Here is a 17,624-nt window from a genome sequence, read left to right on the forward strand (position 1 = left end):
GCCTCCGGCCTGCTTTTTGTTACGGCGTTTTTATTTCATATAATCCTGATAATTCTCGTCTGTTACTTTTACGTAGTCAATCCAGATATATTTGCCGTCGGTTACCGGATAACCGACATTTTCTTCATTGATTTCTTTTCCTGCCACTGCGGCAGCTGCCACATTGATTGTTGCTTTTCCCTGATTGTCCGCATCGTTAAGAACTGTCCCCAGTAAAGAGCCCTCTTTCATAGCTTCCAGAGCCGGTGCTGTAGCATCAACACCTACTACAGGGATATATTTTGTGAGGTCATCTTTGTTGGTATTATATCCTTCTGTTTTCAGTGCCTCTATTGCACCCAGTGCCATATCATCATTATTGCAGAGCACTGCTTCAATCTTATCCAGTCCCTGTGCTGTAATGAAAGCTTTCATCAGGTCTGTAGCCTTCGCCTTATCCCACATTGCCGTATCTGCCGCAAGCTTCTCTGTCTTGAAGCCGGCTTCTTCCAGTGCTTTAACGGAATATTCCGTACGAAGTGTTGCATCCTGATGTCCCGGTTCTCCCTGAATCATGATGTACTGAATCACGCCGTCTCCATTCTTGTCAGCTTCCGGATGCTCTGTAAAGAAGTCAACAATAATCTCTCCGGAAAGAGTTCCTGACTGTTCTGCCTTCGCACCTACATACCAAACCTTATCGTAACTCTTCATATCATTTTCCTCAGGCTCACGGTTAAGAAATACGATAGGCAGATCAGCCGCTTTCGCCTTTTCAATAATAGGCGCTGCCGCTGTGCGGTCTACTGGATTAATTGCCAGGGCATTTACACCTTTTGTGATAAATGTGTCCACCTGCTCATTCTGAGTAGCCTGTTTGTTCTGGGAATCCACCAGCTCCAGTTCAGCCTCTTCTGCCTTTGCCTGATCCGTCATAGCTGTACGCACACCGGTCATAAAAGTATCATCAAACTTGTAGATTGCGGAGCCAATCATAACACTCTCTTTCGCTGAGCCCTCTCCGCCTTCTTTTGTATCTGCACTGCCGCCGCCCCTTCTGCACCCGGTTGCCATCCCCGCTGTCATAACCGCTGCCAAGCTAAATGCCAGTACTCTTGCTGCTTTTTTACTCTTCATACTACAATCCTCCTGATTTTTTTCTTGTTTCGTAAGCACTCATTTGCTTATCATGAATTCAGTGTAAAAAAAATCTTTTACAAAGTACATACGAAATTCTTTGGTGTTGCTTTGATTTTTTTGGCTTGTTGTATATTTTTCACATATTGTAGTCTTATATTTTGTGCATATTATCCTTGTACACAAAAGGGTCAGACCCTTCTTAAATGTGGTCTGACCCTTTTTCCTTTTTTTCTCACTTCCACTTTACTGCACGTGATTTAACTGCTTTAAAACATCCTCTTTAACTCTCTCGATTGCTGCCAATGCTGTGCCTTCGCTTTCGCCCTTTGTATAAAAATACAATTTCACTTTTGGCTCTGTTCCCGACGGACGTACTGAAAACCATGTCTCATTTTCTAACACAAACTTCAAGACATTAGATTTGCTGATATCTTTATATCCGTTCTGATAATCTATCACTTCCTCTACTTTCATGCCTCCAAATTCAGCCAAGGGGGCTGTACGGAATGCTTCCAACATGCGCCCGATACGCTTTGCGCCCGCAATCCCTTCTAATACGATAGAAACCTGCTCTTCTTTATAATAGCCATACTTTTCGTACAGCTCTTGAAGCACCTGAAGAAGGGTCTTACCCTGCTTCCTATAGAATGCCGCCGCCTCACATACAAACATGGCCGCACTAATCCCATCCTTGTCTCTGACTTCTTCACTGACTGCATAACCTATGCTTTCTTCGTAGCCAAATACATATTGATAGCCATTTTTCTTAATTTCCGGTATCTTTCCACAGATATTTTTAAAGCCGGTTAATGTTTCAAACATCTCGACACCATATGCCTTACCTATTGCCGCTCCCATATCCCCAGTCACAATGGATTTAATCATAGCCCCCTTTTCCGGCAGCTTCCCGACTGCTTCCAGCCCCTCCAGTATATAGTGGATTAAAATTACTCCTGTCTGGTTTCCATTCAGGGATACATAATTTCCGCTTTCATCCCGCACTTCAACCGCCATTCTGTCTGCATCGGGGTCGGTGGCAATCAGTACCTCCGCCCCCACATCGGCACCCAGTTTTTCCGACAGGGCAAACGCTTTCGTATCCTCCGGATTGGGATACCCCACTGTTGTAAAATCCGGATCCGGGAATTCCTGTTCGGGCACAACATGAATACCCGTAAACCCTCTCTCCGATAAAATTGTTTTTACAGGTATACTTCCCGCACCATTGAGGGGAGTGTAGACAATAGGGAGAGCCTTTTCCAGCTCTGCCCCGCCGCGGATTGCAAGAGACTTCACCAGATCCATGTAATCCCGGTCCGTTTTTTCAGGGAGAACCGTGACAATGCCTTTGCCCACTGCCCTGTCAAAATCTGAGCGTGCAACCCCCTCAAACATATCGACCTGCTGTATTTTTTCATACATCCCATCCGCAATATTATCCAGAACCTGCGCCCCACTCTCCCAATATACCTTGTACCCGTTATATTGCTTTGGGTTATGGCTTGCAGTAATATTAATCCCGGCCGCCGCCTTCAGCCGGCGAATTGTGTATGATAATTCCGGTGTAGGCCTCAGCGATTCAAAGATAAATACATGAACACCGTTTGCCGCCAATATTTCTGAAGCTAATACAGCAAACTCCTTAGAAAAGTGACGGCAGTCGTAAGCAATAACGACTCCTCTCTGCCTGTACTCCTCCCCTTTTTCAGAAATAAATTCCGCTATCCCCTGAGTTGCCTTTCCAACTGTGAACTCATTCATTCGGTTTGTCCCGGCGCCCAACTTTCCTCTTAAACCCGCCGTTCCAAATTCAAGCTCTTTACAAAAACGATCCTCTATCTCTTCTGCATTTCCCCTTATTTCCTCCAGTTCATGGAGCAATTCTTCGTGCCCCTCCAACTTATCCATCCATTGTAAATATACCTTGTCAGCTTCCATACAAACATACTCCTATTCCATTTTTTATCTTAATTATGCATAACATTCCTCATCTATCAATGCTATATAAATATTTCCTCTAGTCAAAGACCCCGCAGCAAGCTGCGGGATATTTGACCCTCGCGGCAGTCGCCAAATGGAAATGCAAGCATTTCCGCTTGGCTCGTTGCTCGCGGGAATAAAAAATACTTTAGATAATTCGTTGGTAAAATAGTAACATAATTTAAAAAGTTAAGCAATCATGAAAAAACTCTTCAAACGTAGTATTTTTTATTGTATTTCTCATCTTTACAGGGCTATACTATATGCATATACGATAAACCGTATAGAACCTGTATACGAAAGGAGGATTTTTTCATGAAAGCAGTTATTGACAGGGACGGATGTATCGCATGCGGTCTTTGCGCTGATACATGTCCAGAGGTATTTCGCATGGCGGACGATGGATTGGCAGAGGTCTATGGCGATGTTACATCAGACACAGAAGATATGGCAAAAGAAGCAGCTGACAATTGTCCCGTCAGCGTAATCACTGTCGAGTAAGTCAGGTAATTTCTTTTCTGCACATAAGGAGACTGCCCTTCGGATTTCGTTTTCCGAAGGACAGTTTCCTCATAAAGTGCTCTCTCTCTTAATAAACTATAACAAACCTGTTTTTAGAGGTGCTCATGCAGACTATTTTTCAAAAGCTCCTGGAAAACGCTATGACTTACCACGATATGCCTGTGTTCATCTACAAAATATATTACCCCTGCTTTACAACGACATGCAGCGCCGCTGCCGCTGAAAGTATTAACCGGCACTATACTGAAAATGCTCTGGCGGCGGAAACTCACTGCCGGACCGTACTCTACCCTCAGGCTGTGGAAACCGCCAGATACATTGTAGACAAAAAGCCGCCTTTTAACAGTTACACTTTTGATTCTGTTTATCAAGTCACTTATAATCAGAATTGCGTCACCAGCCTTTATTTTGACAGTTATACTTTTATGGGCGGTGCACACGGCGCAACATTTCGAAACTCGGATACATGGGACTTTTCCACCGGCAGCCGCATGGCACTAAAAGATTTTTATCCCCATGGAGCTTCTTTTACCGAATATCTTTTTATTAACATAGAGCAGCAGATAGCAGAGCGGCTGAAAACCACTCCCGGCTCCTACTTCGATAATTATGCACAGCTGCTTCGTGATAACTTTCACCCGGAAAATTATTTTCTAAAACCGGAAGGTATTGTTATTTATTATCAGCAATATGATATTGCACCTTACTCCACAGGACTGCCGGAATTTCTGATTCCTTTTTCCAGGCCTGAATAAGTGTTTTGAGCCTGAATTTGCAAACACACTTCAGACCGACATTTACTCAAACAGATAGCCTGTCATTGAAAGTGAGCCAAGTACACAGGAGTTATTAAAGACTCTGATCCTGTCCCCCTGATTTGATGCCCCCAGAACATAGAGAAGCGGCGCAAAATGATCCATAGTCGAAAAGGCAAGCGCTGATGACGCCCCAGCACCTGAATAGTTAATCACCCTCTCAAGTTTGTGGTCTAATATACTTTCTTTGATGTAATCGTCAAATTCGTGTGCCCATGGATACCCGGCTTTTTCCATGGACCAATCAGTTCTGTAAAGATTATGGACAACATTGCCGCTTCCAAAAATCAACACTCCCTGCTCCCGCAGACTGCGAAGCCTCTTCCCGATCTCATAACATTCCGCTGCCGGTGCAAGCCTGTCCACACTTAACTGAAACACTGGTATATCTGCCTTTGGGTACATGTGGCACAATACAGACCATGATCCGTGATCCAGTCCCCATGAATTATCAATCTTAATATCTCCGCCAATTAATTTCTCTGTCAGATGTGCAAAGTCCGGTGACCCGGGTGCATTATAGACGATCTGGTACAGCTCCTCTGGAAAGCCATACATGTCATAAACCATCTTTGGGGAAGGCGCATCTGTAACCCGCAGCCCGGATGTGTACCAGTGCGCAGACACTGAAAGGATTACTTTCGGACGCGGGATTTCTTCTCCAAGCAATTTCCAGTAATCGGAAAAACGATTGCCTTCAATAGCATTCATGGGTGAACCATGTCCAACAAAAAGTACCGGCATTTCATTCATCATATTATCCCTTTCTCCTGCCGTCAGGACAATTCCTGCAGCGTTAGAATTATCCAGTTGCTTCTTCACAGGGAAAGGCAACTCTCTGTCAGCACATTCCTGACGGCATCCGCCAGATTCTTATGTCCCTCTTCTGTAAAATGTATTCCGTCTTCGCCAATGTCCGTTACATAATCCGATGCTCTCAGATACATGAAGTGAAATTCCCCTGCCATCTGCTCATATTCGGCTTCCAGCTGCCTAATTTTCGATTCAGAGGAATGATCAAATTCTGCGTCCTCCTGAATGTGTATATAAGCCGGGGAAATGATCAAAAACCGAGGTGACTCTTCCTTTCTTCTGCAAAATTCCTGCATTCGGGCGACAAGCTCTTCCAAACCATATCGTATCTCCGCAGCCGACACATGATACCTACATTTTGCGTCGTTTGTTCCTAACATAACAATGATGACATCAAGGGGAAAATGAGACATAAGACAGGGGGCCGCATAATCCAATCCATTCCTGAATGGCTCCAGGTTGTCCGAAAATACCGTTGTTCGTCCGTTTAACCCCTCTTCAATGATCTCCAGATTCTCACACTGAGCCAACCTGCCCGTCCAGCGTACGTCTTCGGGATAGCGGGTGCCATTTCCCGGCATATATCCCCACGTGTTGGAATCCCCGTAACACAAAACCCGCTGTTTTCTTTTCATATCATACAGCCTCCTAAATTAGATTATTAACTAGTGAATTGATTTAACACTTCTTTGGATCTAAACCTTGCAAAACATCAACGTCTTAATACATTAGTATAACATATCTTTTCTTACCATAGCAATCTGTTATAAACTGCATTTTAGGCAAAAGATACTTTTTATTTGATTGCTGCCTGTGGTTGTGATATATTTACTTTGATTAAGAACTGCAGAAATGAGGATATGCCTCCATGACAAAAGAACTTCAAAGTACAAATGCTCAATTACAATTTATCTTTACAGACACAGGTTTTTATGCAGAGACTTCTACTTTTTCTCTTTCCGAATCCGACAGGCGCTGGAAAGCTGCTTTTGATTTAGACTGCTACAACGCTTTGTTTCAATTCAGCTTTGAGGCAAAATCAGCATCTTTCAGTCCATCTGCCGCTTTCTTATATTTGGTCTCAGAAACCTTTTTCAAAGAGCTTACAAGTCTCCCTGAGCTGGAACTGGCCAGGGAGACTGTACAGGTACCATTTTCCGATGATAATAAACAACTATTATTAGATTCTGTTCCCTTTTCTATCGGCGCCGAATATATTACCGAAGAATGGCTGAAAAATGTTTTCGGGCACCTTCAGCGGGTTTTTGCATCCGAAATTTCTGGCTACAAGGGAAGTGTGAGTATGTATCTGGCTGAAAAGAGCCAGCATCTCCAGGTTCCGGAACGTATTTTTTTTCATCTCGTAGAAAGCCATAATTCAGATTACCCCTTTGCCTTCCTGGCAACTTATGCAACACGCACCGCACAGGGGTCTATCTCGCATATGCCTTTAGAATATGCTCTGACCGAATATAAGAATGAACGTGAAAAGCTGCTTGCTCTCCTCTCCTGCCTGAATAAAGCAGCTGAAGTATGTGAGTTAATCTCCGGTTTCGTAGAGAGTGGGGAGCTTTTCCATCCCCTCCGGCTGACTGCCTCCGAAGCATATGCCTTTTTAAAGGCTATTCCCGACATCGAAAAAAGTGGTATTCTTTGCCGTATTCCGAACTGGTGGAAGAAGAAAAGTTCATCTATTTCTCTTTCGGTCAGCCTTGGAGATGAAAAGCCTTCAATGCTTGGTTTTGATACACTGGTATCCATAAAGCCAAGCCTTACAATAGATGGTACACAGTTATCGGCCGAAGACATTCAACTTCTGCTGAATCAGACAAATGGACTTGCTTTTATAAAGGGAAAATGGATTGAAGTGAATCATGCTCTCCTTGAGCAGTTATTAAAAGAAATAGAAGATTTACAGGAAGCAGTTCCTTTGTTGGATGCGCTGCGCCTGGATATCCGTCCACAGGATCAAAAAGACATATTTTCTGCACCCGAAGTTACAAACGGTGCATGGCTGAAGGGTCTTTTACAGAATCTGCGCTCTCCTGGCCGGATTAAAGCGCCTGCCCTTCCAAAAAGTTTTACCGCTTCGCTCCGTCACTATCAAAAAACCGGCTATACCTGGCTGAATTACATGAGTTCACTGGGATTTGGGGCCTGTCTGGCCGACGACATGGGGCTTGGCAAGACCGTTCAGGTTCTGGCTTACCTGGAATCATTACGCCAAAAATCACCTTCCTCACATGTTTTGCTGATTGTTCCTGCTTCTCTTTTAGGAAATTGGGAAAAAGAAACTTTACGGTTTGTACCTAATATGTCTTTTTGCATTCTTCACGGCAAGTCTGCCCCTGCATTGTCCAAAGTGCTTGATGAAAAAAACGCATTTCTTTATATAACAACCTATGGTATGGCATCACGCATAAAGACTCTATCGGAAACAAATTGGCAGTGTATCATTCTGGACGAAGCGCAGGCAATTAAAAATCCTGCCACAAAGCAGACCAAAAACATCAAGAAACTACATTCTGACATGCGGATTGCCATGACCGGTACTCCCATAGAAAATGACCTGTCCAATCTATGGTCTTTATTTGATTTTTTAAATCACGGACTTCTGGGAACTCCCACTGAATTTAAGGATTTTTCAAAAAGTCTGGACACCCACCCTGAAGGCTATCAGAAGCTAAAAACTATGGTTTCGCCCTTCATTCTGCGCAGGCTGAAAACGGATAAAAGAGTTATAGCAGATCTTCCCGATAAACTAGAAACTATTGATTATTCTGGCCTGTCAAAAAAGCAGATTGTATTATACCGAAAATTCATTTCTGATTTAGAGCACAAGCTTTCAAATTCCGAGGAAGGGATGGAACGCCGGGGTCTGATTCTTTCTTCCATTGTGAAGCTAAAGCAGATATGCAATCATCCGGATCAATATCTGGGCGGAGGGACCTATCTGCCGGAAGAGAGTGGAAAGTTCCAAATGCTCCGTGATATTTGTGAAACAATATTTGAAAAACGAGAGCGTGTTCTTGTGTTTACACAGTTTAAGGAGATCACAAAATATCTCGCCGGCTTTTTAGAAGATATCTTCCACAACAAAGGCTATATCATTCACGGCGGCACCCGGATCAAAAAGAGAACTGAGATGGTCGATGCTTTCAACGGTGAACAGTATGTGCCGTTTATGATTCTTTCTGTAAAAGCAGGGGGGACCGGTCTGAATCTAACGTCTGCCAACCATGTCATACATTTTGACCGCTGGTGGAATCCTGCTGTGGAAAATCAGGCGACAGACAGGGCCTACCGAATTGGACAGACTAAAAATGTCATGGTTCACAAACTCGTGTGCGAAGGTACCATTGAAGAAAAAATTAACGCTTTGATCAATTCCAAAAAGGAACTGGCCGAAAATGTCATCGGCTCCGGAGGTGAAAAGTGGATTACCGAATTGAACAACGAGGAGCTGCTTTCACTCATGCGTCTGGAATAGAAAGGGAAAATATATATGAGTAGATATTGGAATACAAGTGATAACTATTCACAGATTTCTGTCACCGAACTGCGCCGTAAGGCATCTGAAACAACGAAAAAGGCTGCAGCTAAGGGACAAGCTATGGCTCCTGTCATTGTTTCCGGACGGCAGATTACAAAAAGTTGGTGGGGAACCGCCTGGTGCAAAAATCTTGAGCAGTATGCCGACTACGGTTCCCGCCTTGAGCGCGGAAAACGATATATCCGTTCCGGCGCACTGGTAGATTTGAAAATACAGGGCGGCAAGATCCTCGCACGTGTCCAGGGTACACGAAAAACCCCCTATAAAGTAGAAATTCACATCAGTCCTCTTTCCGAAGAGAGATGCCAGAATATCATTCACAAATGCAGCCAAAAGATAGAAAACCTAGAGGCATTAGTTTCCGGCAACTTTCCCGATGATTTGAAGGAGCTTTTCCTCAGTGAAGGCGGACTCTTTCCCTCACCCAGAGAAATCAGTTTTCAGTGCAGCTGCCCAGACTGGGCGCTGCTCTGTAAACATGTGGCGGTAGCACTTTACGGCGTAGGAGTCCGGGTAGATGAGAATCCCTTCCTTTTCTTTGCTCTGAGAGGAATCAATATTGACCGGTTTATTGATGTAACGCTCAGCAGCAAGACCGAACAGATGCTGGAAAATGCAAAACAACCCAGCAGCCGCATAATCGAAGATGCAGATATCACCGGTTTATTCGGTATCCTGTAACCGGTCCGCTTTAAAATTATTCCATATTTGCCTTTTCGTCAAGTTCAATGTTTTAAAATACATTTATTTCAAGCAATTAATATGCATTTTTACTCTTTCTTGGAGTTAACACGGAGCATTTCTCATATTAAATGGATTAACGTACCATCTCCCGAGCTATTGACAACATCATTAATTTCTGATAAATTAAATTAGTCATGACTAACTTACACTAACATACTATGATGTAGGGGTCAAAAGGTATTTTGCCCCTTGATACCTACGGATTGCTCCGCACTTTGTGCTCCCGCAATCCTAAAAACATTCGAAATCCGCCCTATTCGGGCTACTTTCTCATGTTTTATGGGTCCCAAGGTCATGCTTTTCCATGCAAGCATGAAACGCATGGCCTTTTGACCCTGGTATCATACTATTTAATTTTAAAGGAGAAAATAATATGAACCTTAAAAAGATTCCTGGTCTTAATAAAGCCATGATTGTAATTCTTGCTGCCTCTTTTCTTGCCGGCTGCTCTAATTCATCCTCAACCGAGGATGCAGCCACAGATAAAAAGAATACTGCTGAGAGTACTTCTTCTGCAGAGAATTCAAATTCAGATACAGAATACCCCATCACCATCAAGCATGCTCTCGGTAAAACCGTCATAGAAGAGAAGCCAGAAAAAATTGCAACTATATTCTGGGGAAATCAAGACGTTCCCCTTGCTCTCGGCATAGTTCCCGTCGGTGTCTCCGAGGCCAATTATGGTGTGACAGATGACAGTGGCCTTCTCCCCTGGACTTTAGATGGATTCCAGGAACTGGGTATTGATTCACCTGTACTCTTCCATGATACAGGCGGTCTGGATTACGAAGCAATCAGTGATGTGCAGCCTGACGTTATTCTTGCAGGCTATTCTGGAATCACACAGGAAGAATATGACCTTCTCAGCGAAATTGCTCCTGTAGTTGCCTATCCCGAAAAGCCTTGGGTGACCTCCTGGAGAGAACAGATTCTTCTCGATTCTAAAGGAATTGGCATGGAATCAGAAGGAAAAAAGCTGGTAGGCGGCCTGGAAAATGAAATAGCAGAAAAAACAGCTTCCTATCCACAGTTGAAAGGCAAAACCGCTGCATTTATGTATTTCACTCCAACGGATCTTGGTAAATTTTATGTCTACCTTACAGCCGACCCACGTGCAGCTTATCTGACAGATTTAGGGTTGACTCTGCCTGATTATCTGGAAGAACTGGAAGGCGATTCCGATGAGTTTTCCGTGGAAATCAGTGCAGAAAATGTAGACAAGCTGCAGGATTTGGACATTATCATCGCTTACGGTGACGAAACCTTGATTAAAACACTTCAGGATGACCCGCGTCTCGGCACATTGCCTGCTGTGCAAAACGAATCTGTGGTAGTCCTGGAAAATGATACTCCTATTGCTGCTTCCAGTACGCCAAGCGCCCTTTCCATTCCTGCCACCATCGACGAATATTTGTCCTTACTGGGAGAGGCAGCCGATAAAGTAAAATGAGACAATCCGAAAAAGTTTTTATCACATTAATCATCAGCCTCATCTGCATCCTGTTATGCATTGCAGGCTCTCTCGCCCTGGGTTCACGAAGTGTGTCCCCGGGTGAGCTTATAGATGCTCTGTTTTTGGGTAAGGCAGGGACTTTTGGCCAGATTGTTGTAAGAGAACGAATTCCCCGCACCGTATTCAGCCTGATAGCCGGTGCGGCCCTTGGCATTTCGGGAGCTCTCATGCAGGCAATTACCCGCAATCCTATTGCAGACCCAAGTGTACTGGGGGTCAACACAGGGGCATCTCTGTTCGTAGTAATGGGGATTGCCTTTTTAAATATCCAGACAGCAGGCCAGTACATCGTGCTTGCACTTCTGGGCGCGGCAATCACTGCCGTATTCGTCTATGGTATTGGTTCCCTGGGGGCAGGCGGAGCTACACCAATCAAACTTGCCCTGGCCGGATCAGCTACCAGCGCCGCTTTATCCTCATTTGTGAGTGCAATTATGCTACCCCGCTCTAATGTTATGGACAATTTCCGTTTCTGGCAGGTAGGCAGCGTCAGTGGGGCAAACTGGACAAACATCCGTGCAGTTCTTCCCCTCCTGATTATTGGTTTTCTGATCAGCATCCTGTTGGCGCCGGTTCTAAACGCCATGGCTCTGGGGGATGAGATGGCATCCGTGCTGGGCGTGCACACAGGTATCGCGAGAGCAATCGGTGCTCTGGCAGGAGTAGTGCTATGTGGTGCCATTACGGCCGTAGCCGGGCCAATCGGCTTCGTTGGGCTCATGGTTCCGCATGTAATGCGTCTTCTGTTGGGACCCGACCAGCGAATCATCATGCCAATGTCCGCCGTGGGCGGGGCTTTAATATTGACTGCGGCAGATATTGCAGGCCGGATACTCGGCAATCCCGGCGAACTTGAATCCGGAGTTGTCACCGCCTTCCTTGGCGCTCCAGTACTGATAATAATAGCTGTAAAATCAAAAGGGAGTTCATTATGACGCCGAAAAATAAAAACATTGTATCAGACGGCTTTCACAGAAGGAGAAGACGTTATATGTCCGTTACTCTCATCCTCACCGCAGCCGTTCTCTCATTATGTACTGCCATAATGTTACTGGGAAACACTGTTTATTCCCCAGCTGCTGTCTGGAAGGTCCTGACAGGGGAAAATATTAAGGGAGCCACATTTGCCGTCCGAACTTTGCGGCTTCCCCGGATGCTCTCCGGTCTGCTTGCGGGTTTTGCCTTTGGAATGGCCGGCAGCACCTTTCAAACAATGCTTCGCAACCCTCTCGCAAGCCCTGACATCATAGGTGTAACCGCAGGTTCCAACGCTGCTGCTATCTTCCTTCTTATCATGATGAATCTCTCTGGAACTGCAGTGTCCCTGGGGGCTGTCCTTGGAGGTGTTTTAACCTCCGCGTTCATCTATCTTCTCTCAAGAGGGGGCAAATTTGAAGGAGGAAGACTGATACTTATAGGTCTGGGAGTTCAGGCAATGCTGAATGCATTTATCTCCTACCTATTATTAAGGGCTCCCCAGCACGATGTCCCGGCAGCTTACCGCTGGTTGAGCGGAAGTCTGAACGGGGTTCAGCTGTCGGACATCCCTATGCTTGCCATTATAATTATTATTTTTTCACCCATCACCATACTGTTGGGGAAGCATCTGCGCATTCTGGAATTGGGTGAAAATTCTGCTGTCACACTTGGAGTTAATACGGACCGCACCAGAATTTTACTTATCTTAAGCGCTGTAATATCTATTGCATTTGCTACCGCCACCACCGGGCCCATCGCTTTTGTATCCTTTTTATCGGGCCCTATATCATCTAAGTTAGTCGGGGCAGGTACACAAAACGAACTTCCTGCCGGACTCGTAGGTGCCGTACTGGTACTTCTGGCTGACTTAATCGGCCAGTTTGCCTTCAGCACCAAATTTCCCGTAGGTGTAATCACGGGCATACTGGGCGCCCCCTATCTGATTTTTTTACTGATTCGTATGAATAAAACCGGAGGTGCATCATGAATAATGAACATCAATTAAAAGTAGAACATATTACTGCCGGATATGATGGCAGAACAATCTTAAAAGACATTGAACTGGCAATCCCCGTTAATAAAATCAGTGTAATTCTGGGAGCCAATGCATGTGGGAAATCTACACTCTTAAAAACAATTGCCAGATTGTTAAAGCCTTCGTCGGGCAAAATCACACTGGATGGAAAGGGCATTTGGACTTTTCCCTCGAAGCATCTAGCCCGGGTGCTTGGACTTCTCCCCCAATCTCCAGTTGTCCCGGAAGGAATAGTGGTTGCGGATCTGGTAAGCAGGGGCAGATTTCCATATCAGGGGTTAATGAAAGGATTAAGCAGAGAGGATCATGCAGCTGTGGCGGAAGCCTTGGAGATTATGGGCATTACCAATCTTGCCGACCGTCGTCTTGACGAACTCTCCGGGGGGCAGAAACAGAGGGTCTGGATTGCAATGGCTCTTGCCCAGGATACGGACATTCTCCTGCTGGATGAGCCCACTACATATCTGGATATTACCTACCAGGTTGAGATTCTTGACCTATTAACAGATTTAAACAGGAAAAAAGGAACCACAATTGTCATGGTTCTGCATGATATCAATTTATCTGCCAGATATGCCGACTATATCTTCGCACTCCGTGAAGGATGTCTCGTTTCAGAGGGAACGCCTTCTGAGGTGATTAATGAAGAACTGATTAAAGAAGTATATGGAATGAACTGCTCCGTCATCAGCGACCCGGTATCGGGGTCCCCCTTTGTTTTGCCAAAGGGAAGACACCACGTACTAGATTCCTGCTTAGCATGACGGACTCTATAGCTGTACACTAACTTTCTATGAACAAAATGCCTAACGTGCCCGGACCACAATGACTGGAAACGGTACATCCGGCATCCAGTGATCACACTCTGGATTCTATAAGATATTTCCCATATTCTTTCTGCAGCAGCATCTGCTCAGGTCTGGGCATTGAGATTCCCAGGGTTTCTCTAAGCACATCTTCAATAGTCTCGACCGGTATAATCGTTATTTGGTCCTTTACCTCTTCCGGCACATCCCTTAAATCCTCTATGTTTTCATTCGGGATTAATGCCCTGGTAATTCCAGCCCTCTGGGCTGCCAGAAGCTTTTCTTTCAGCCCGCCGATTGGCATAACTACGCCTCGCAATGTGATCTCTCCGGTCATTGCCAGTTTTGGATCTACCTTGATACCGGTAACCAGTGATGCCAGGGCTGTAAATAATGCAATCCCTGCAGATGGTCCATCCTTTGGCACTGCCCCTGAAGGAACATGAATATGAAGATCTCTTTCCTTAAAATTAATAGCATTCAGCGGCAGTCTGGATTTCAATAGACTTAAGGAAATCTCTGCTGATTCTTTCATAACGTCGCCCAGCTTTCCGGTCAGTAGGACTTGACCGCTTCCCGGCATGCTGGTTGCCTCTATGAAGAGGATTTCTCCGCCAACCGGTGTCCATGCCAACCCTGTAACTACTCCCGGCGGGTTATCCATCTGTGCCACATCATGCCGTGACACTCTGTGGCCGAGGATATCCTCCAGCTGATCTGCCTCTACGTGATAAGGAGGTTCTGCCTCTTTGGATACAATTTCTGCAGAAGCTACTCTCGCAATGGCTGCCAGCTGCTTCTTCAGGCCTCTGACTCCTGCCTCCAATGTATAGTCACTGATTATCTTTCTTATTACATCATCCGAAATCACAAGCTGCTCTTTTGTAAGCCCGTGTTCCTCAAGAACCAGCGGATAAAGATGTTCTTTTGCAATGTGAAACTTCTCCTCACTAGTATAACTGGAAATCTGTATGACCTCCATACGGTCCAGCAAAGGTTCCGGTATTGTATCCATTGAGTTTGCTGTGGCAATGAAGAATACATCGGAAAGATCATAAGGCTGATCCAAGTAGTGGTCTGTAAATGTATTATTCTGCTCCGGATCCAGTACCTCCAGTAAAGCACTTGCCGGATCTCCGCTGAATCCACCTGTCATCAGTTTGTCTACCTCATCCAGCACCATAACCGGATTGGTGACGCCCGCCTTCTTGATACTCTGAAGAATTCTTCCGGGCATTGCCCCGATATAAGTTCTTCTGTGTCCGCGGATCTCTGCCTCATCTCTGATACCGCCAAGGCTGAGACGGATATATTTTCTTCCCAGTGCCTCTGCAATGCTCTTGCCGAGACTGGTCTTCCCTGTTCCCGGAGGACCTATCAGTAAGAGGATAGAGCCTTTCTTATCTTTCTTAAGCTGCATAACCGCCAGATGCTGAATGATCCTGTCCTTTACCTTCTCCAGGCCATAGTGCTGGTCATCCAAAATATGTCTCGCCTCTATAAGATCAATAGACTTATCTTCCGTCTTCTTCCAGGGAAGTGAAACAAGAAGATCCAGATAATTTCGTATTACATTATATTCTGCACCATTAGGCCCCTGAGCCTGCAGCTTATCCAGTTCGTCCAGCGCTGCCTCCTTAATATCCTCTGGCATTTGGGCCGCCTCAATTTTGTCTTCATACTCCTCGTCTTTCTTTCCATGTCCTTCTTTGCCTTCATTGAGTTCTTCCTGAATTGCCTTCAGCTGCTCCCTCAAAACCTGCTCTCTGTAATGCTTATTTGCTTTATTCGAAAATCTCTCCGCCATCTGGATCTGCAGTCCGATTGCTTCTTTCTGTTTCAGAAGATAATCCATAAAACGCAGGCTTCTCTCCTTCATAGACGGGTCAGCAATCAGTTCATAGATTTCCTCATTGGAAATCTGCATAAACCGGGATAAATATACAATAAGTGAATTCAAATCACCGAAACTTTCAACTACAGCAACATAGCGTTTTCCATCTGGGAATTTTTCACTGATTTCTCTTGTAAGCTGCTGCATATACCCCATCATATCTTTCTGACTTTTTTCATCCATATCTTTAACATCAGGACTGGTTTCAAACTGTGCATATATATAGCTGTGCTCTATGCTCAGCTCCTTCACTTCTACTCTGTCCAGCACCTTCATAGTGAGCTGATACCCTTTCTCAATTTCCTGTACCTCTTCAATTTCAAATGTAACTCCAAGCTTATAAAAATCGTCCGCTGAAACGTCCTCACGCTTAAAGTTCTGCCTCATGGGCAGAGCAACATTTTCGATCGTCTCATCTTCCAGATACCTCATCTGGCTTTCACTCAAGTCGCTAACACTAAGCCTGGTTACCGCACCCGGCAGTAATACTATATTGGATATTGGAATAACAATTCCGCTTCTTATAGCTTTTTCTGAGTTCATCATATAAATCACGTTCCTTTCTACCATAATATATTCATAAGTGAATGTTCATTTAATGGACTGTAAAACAATTGCGAGACTCTGTGAACTACAATTTTCACCCCAAATCTCGCTCAAACTAACTCATCAACAATGCTTCCTGAATAATGTAAATAAATTCCTTTAACAGTTCTTCTTTTTCTTCCTCGCTTTTACAATGATCCACTGCAATTGATTTAACCGGAGAAAAGATGAGTGCCACCAGATTGTCATTACTGTAATCCTTAATCATCCGGTCTGCCTTCATATTTAAAATCAGGTCATTTACCTTACACATGCCCTGCCTCTCCTCACAGCGATTTGCAAGGGAGGGGCAACTGGAAAACTGCTCCAGAAAACTGAATATTTCTTTATTTCCCCGGATGTAATTATAATAACTGGTAATTAAAGTTTCAATTAATTGCCGGCCTTGCATCTGGCGGTTGATGCCGTCAAGCAGATGACTGAAAATATCTTCCGAGTATTCATTGTATATATCCTGGAGCATAACCTCCTTATTTTCAAAATAAATATAAACTGTTGCAGGAGAAACTCCGGCTCTCTTAGCAATTTTTGAGATAGAGGTGCCGTGAAAGCCTTCTTCCAGAATCAACTTTACGACCGCTTTCTTTATGCTCTCTTCCTTTCCATCATCCTTCTTACGCATATTCATCACCTCGTATCTTTATAATAAATGAACATTCACTTATTGTCAATTAATTTTTTACACTTTATAAAAAGATAATAATACAAGAACATCCCCAACCATAAAGTGATGATTGGAGATGTAAAAAATCTTATTCATTATTTTTCTTGTATAAAAAGTACATCGTCGCCTGCCAGAACATTTTGTTTGGATATTCCCTCTACCAATGCGTAATCTCCTGTATTACAAATCACCATCAGAGTAATTGGATCATATCCCCGCTCTCTTACTTTATTTATATCCACGTTTAATAAAAGATTGCCCTTCTTTACCTTGTCTCCTGCTTTCACATGCCCCACAAAGCCTTCACCTTTCATCTCTACCGTATCAAGCCCCACATGAATCAAAATTTCCGTCCCGTATTCCGTCATCATACTTACAGCATGCAATGTATCAAAAACCATTGTGATTTCTCCATCCGCCGGTGCATAAATCCCGTTATCAGATGGAATCACTCCAATTCCTTTTCCCAGCATCTCTTCACTAAACGTGGGATCCTTCACCTCCTGCAGCAAGACCGTCTTTCCTTTGACAGGAGAACCAAGCCAATGTTCCTTTTCCTTTTTTAAGAATTTAAACACCTT

Annotated in this window: 15 protein-coding genes; 8 read left to right on the plus strand and 7 right to left on the minus strand. The window is 44.4% G+C overall.

Going from position 1 to position 17,624, the window contains the following annotated elements; translation table 11 throughout:
* Window positions 1–30: 30 nt before the first annotated feature.
* On the minus strand, window positions 31–1,116 hold the full coding sequence (locus tag EDD59_RS03595; protein ID WP_207670369.1) for a galactose ABC transporter substrate-binding protein: 1,086 nt from the start codon (window positions 1,114–1,116) through the stop codon (window positions 31–33).
* Between the two features lie 246 nt (window positions 1,117–1,362).
* The gene (locus EDD59_RS03600) at window positions 1,363–3,057 is read right to left on the minus strand and encodes a phospho-sugar mutase (RefSeq protein ID WP_132378989.1); all 1,695 of its coding nucleotides are present in this window, start codon (window positions 3,055–3,057) and stop codon (window positions 1,363–1,365) included.
* 357 nt (window positions 3,058–3,414) lie between these two features.
* Between EDD59_RS03600 and EDD59_RS03610 the strand changes: the two genes are divergently transcribed.
* Both EDD59_RS03610 and EDD59_RS03615 read left to right on the plus strand, forming a co-directional pair.
* Window positions 3,415–3,600, plus strand: coding sequence for a ferredoxin (locus EDD59_RS03610; protein WP_132378991.1), 186 nt, complete (start codon window positions 3,415–3,417; stop codon window positions 3,598–3,600).
* Between the two features lie 125 nt (window positions 3,601–3,725).
* Window positions 3,726–4,376: a DUF3298 and DUF4163 domain-containing protein gene (locus EDD59_RS03615; protein ID WP_132378993.1), complete on the plus strand. Its 651-nt coding sequence runs from the start codon at window positions 3,726–3,728 to the stop codon at window positions 4,374–4,376.
* 42 nt (window positions 4,377–4,418) lie between these two features.
* Here EDD59_RS03615 and ygiD read toward each other — a convergent pair whose 3' ends face one another.
* Both ygiD and EDD59_RS03625 read right to left on the minus strand, forming a co-directional pair.
* Window positions 4,419–5,258: a 4,5-DOPA-extradiol-dioxygenase gene (ygiD, locus tag EDD59_RS03620; RefSeq protein WP_330571872.1), complete on the minus strand. Its 840-nt coding sequence runs from the start codon at window positions 5,256–5,258 to the stop codon at window positions 4,419–4,421.
* The gene (locus EDD59_RS03625) at window positions 5,255–5,884 is read right to left on the minus strand and encodes a GDSL-type esterase/lipase family protein (protein WP_132378995.1); all 630 of its coding nucleotides are present in this window, start codon (window positions 5,882–5,884) and stop codon (window positions 5,255–5,257) included. Before EDD59_RS03625 ends, ygiD begins: the two co-directional genes overlap by 4 nt.
* A gap of 233 nt (window positions 5,885–6,117) precedes the next feature.
* Here EDD59_RS03625 and EDD59_RS03630 point away from each other — a divergent pair, with 233 nt between their 5' ends.
* The 6 genes from EDD59_RS03630 to EDD59_RS03655 all read left to right on the plus strand — a co-directional run bounded on the left by EDD59_RS03630 (window position 6,118) and on the right by EDD59_RS03655 (window position 13,837).
* Window positions 6,118–8,739: a DEAD/DEAH box helicase gene (locus tag EDD59_RS03630; RefSeq protein ID WP_132378997.1), complete on the plus strand. Its 2,622-nt coding sequence runs from the start codon at window positions 6,118–6,120 to the stop codon at window positions 8,737–8,739.
* A 15-nt stretch (window positions 8,740–8,754) separates the two neighbouring features.
* Window positions 8,755–9,483 (plus strand): SWIM zinc finger family protein, encoded by a 729-nt coding sequence (locus tag EDD59_RS03635; protein WP_132378999.1) that lies wholly within the window; start codon window positions 8,755–8,757, stop codon window positions 9,481–9,483.
* A 436-nt stretch (window positions 9,484–9,919) separates the two neighbouring features.
* Window positions 9,920–10,996, plus strand: coding sequence for an iron-siderophore ABC transporter substrate-binding protein (locus EDD59_RS03640; RefSeq protein ID WP_132379001.1), 1,077 nt, complete (start codon window positions 9,920–9,922; stop codon window positions 10,994–10,996).
* On the plus strand, window positions 10,993–11,994 hold the full coding sequence (locus tag EDD59_RS03645) for a FecCD family ABC transporter permease (RefSeq protein ID WP_132379003.1): 1,002 nt from the start codon (window positions 10,993–10,995) through the stop codon (window positions 11,992–11,994). The genes EDD59_RS03640 and EDD59_RS03645 overlap by 4 nt, the downstream gene beginning before the upstream one ends.
* A complete protein-coding gene (locus EDD59_RS03650; protein WP_132379005.1) occupies window positions 11,991–13,025 on the plus strand; it encodes a FecCD family ABC transporter permease in 1,035 nt (344 codons plus the stop codon). The genes EDD59_RS03645 and EDD59_RS03650 overlap by 4 nt, the downstream gene beginning before the upstream one ends.
* Window positions 13,022–13,837, plus strand: a complete 816-nt coding sequence (locus EDD59_RS03655; protein ID WP_132379007.1) for an ABC transporter ATP-binding protein — start codon at window positions 13,022–13,024, stop codon at window positions 13,835–13,837. The genes EDD59_RS03650 and EDD59_RS03655 overlap by 4 nt, the downstream gene beginning before the upstream one ends.
* Before the next feature lie 94 nt (window positions 13,838–13,931).
* On the opposite strand, the gene lon is transcribed toward EDD59_RS03655, so the two are convergent.
* From lon to EDD59_RS03670, 3 genes are all read right to left on the minus strand, one after another.
* Entirely contained in the window at window positions 13,932–16,319 is a 2,388-nt protein-coding gene (gene lon, locus EDD59_RS03660; RefSeq protein WP_132379009.1) for an endopeptidase La, read from the minus strand.
* A 115-nt stretch (window positions 16,320–16,434) separates the two neighbouring features.
* Window positions 16,435–17,001 carry a TetR/AcrR family transcriptional regulator gene (locus EDD59_RS03665; protein ID WP_132379011.1) on the minus strand — a complete coding sequence of 189 codons (567 nt, stop codon included), beginning with the start codon at window positions 16,999–17,001 and terminating at the stop codon, window positions 16,435–16,437.
* A 137-nt stretch (window positions 17,002–17,138) separates the two neighbouring features.
* A complete protein-coding gene (locus EDD59_RS03670) occupies window positions 17,139–17,621 on the minus strand; it encodes a PTS sugar transporter subunit IIA (protein ID WP_132379013.1) in 483 nt (160 codons plus the stop codon).
* Window positions 17,622–17,624: the final 3 nt, after the last annotated feature.

This window comes from Muricomes intestini, assembly GCF_004346165.1.
Taxonomy (GTDB): Bacteria; Bacillota; Clostridia; order Lachnospirales; family Lachnospiraceae; genus Muricomes; species Muricomes intestini.

Excerpts from the sequence above, each read along its gene's own strand:
- EDD59_RS03600 (WP_132378989.1), bottom strand. The coding sequence starts at position 3,057 with ATGGAAGCTGACAAGGTATATTTACAATGGATGGATAAGTTGGAGGGG.
- EDD59_RS03615 (WP_132378993.1), top strand. The coding sequence starts at position 3,726 with ATGCAGACTATTTTTCAAAAGCTCCTGGAAAACGCTATGACTTACCAC.
- lon (WP_132379009.1), bottom strand. The coding sequence starts at position 16,319 with ATGATGAACTCAGAAAAAGCTATAAGAAGCGGAATTGTTATTCCAATA.
- EDD59_RS03655 (WP_132379007.1), top strand. The coding sequence starts at position 13,022 with ATGAATAATGAACATCAATTAAAAGTAGAACATATTACTGCCGGATAT.
- EDD59_RS03630 (WP_132378997.1), top strand. The coding sequence starts at position 6,118 with ATGACAAAAGAACTTCAAAGTACAAATGCTCAATTACAATTTATCTTT.
- EDD59_RS03625 (WP_132378995.1), bottom strand. The coding sequence starts at position 5,884 with ATGAAAAGAAAACAGCGGGTTTTGTGTTACGGGGATTCCAACACGTGG.
- EDD59_RS03665 (WP_132379011.1), bottom strand. The coding sequence starts at position 17,001 with ATGCGTAAGAAGGATGATGGAAAGGAAGAGAGCATAAAGAAAGCGGTC.
- EDD59_RS03595 (WP_207670369.1), bottom strand. The coding sequence starts at position 1,116 with ATGAAGAGTAAAAAAGCAGCAAGAGTACTGGCATTTAGCTTGGCAGCG.
- EDD59_RS03645 (WP_132379003.1), top strand. The coding sequence starts at position 10,993 with ATGAGACAATCCGAAAAAGTTTTTATCACATTAATCATCAGCCTCATC.
- EDD59_RS03650 (WP_132379005.1), top strand. The coding sequence starts at position 11,991 with ATGACGCCGAAAAATAAAAACATTGTATCAGACGGCTTTCACAGAAGG.
- EDD59_RS03610 (WP_132378991.1), top strand. The coding sequence starts at position 3,415 with ATGAAAGCAGTTATTGACAGGGACGGATGTATCGCATGCGGTCTTTGC.
- EDD59_RS03635 (WP_132378999.1), top strand. The coding sequence starts at position 8,755 with ATGAGTAGATATTGGAATACAAGTGATAACTATTCACAGATTTCTGTC.
- EDD59_RS03640 (WP_132379001.1), top strand. The coding sequence starts at position 9,920 with ATGAACCTTAAAAAGATTCCTGGTCTTAATAAAGCCATGATTGTAATT.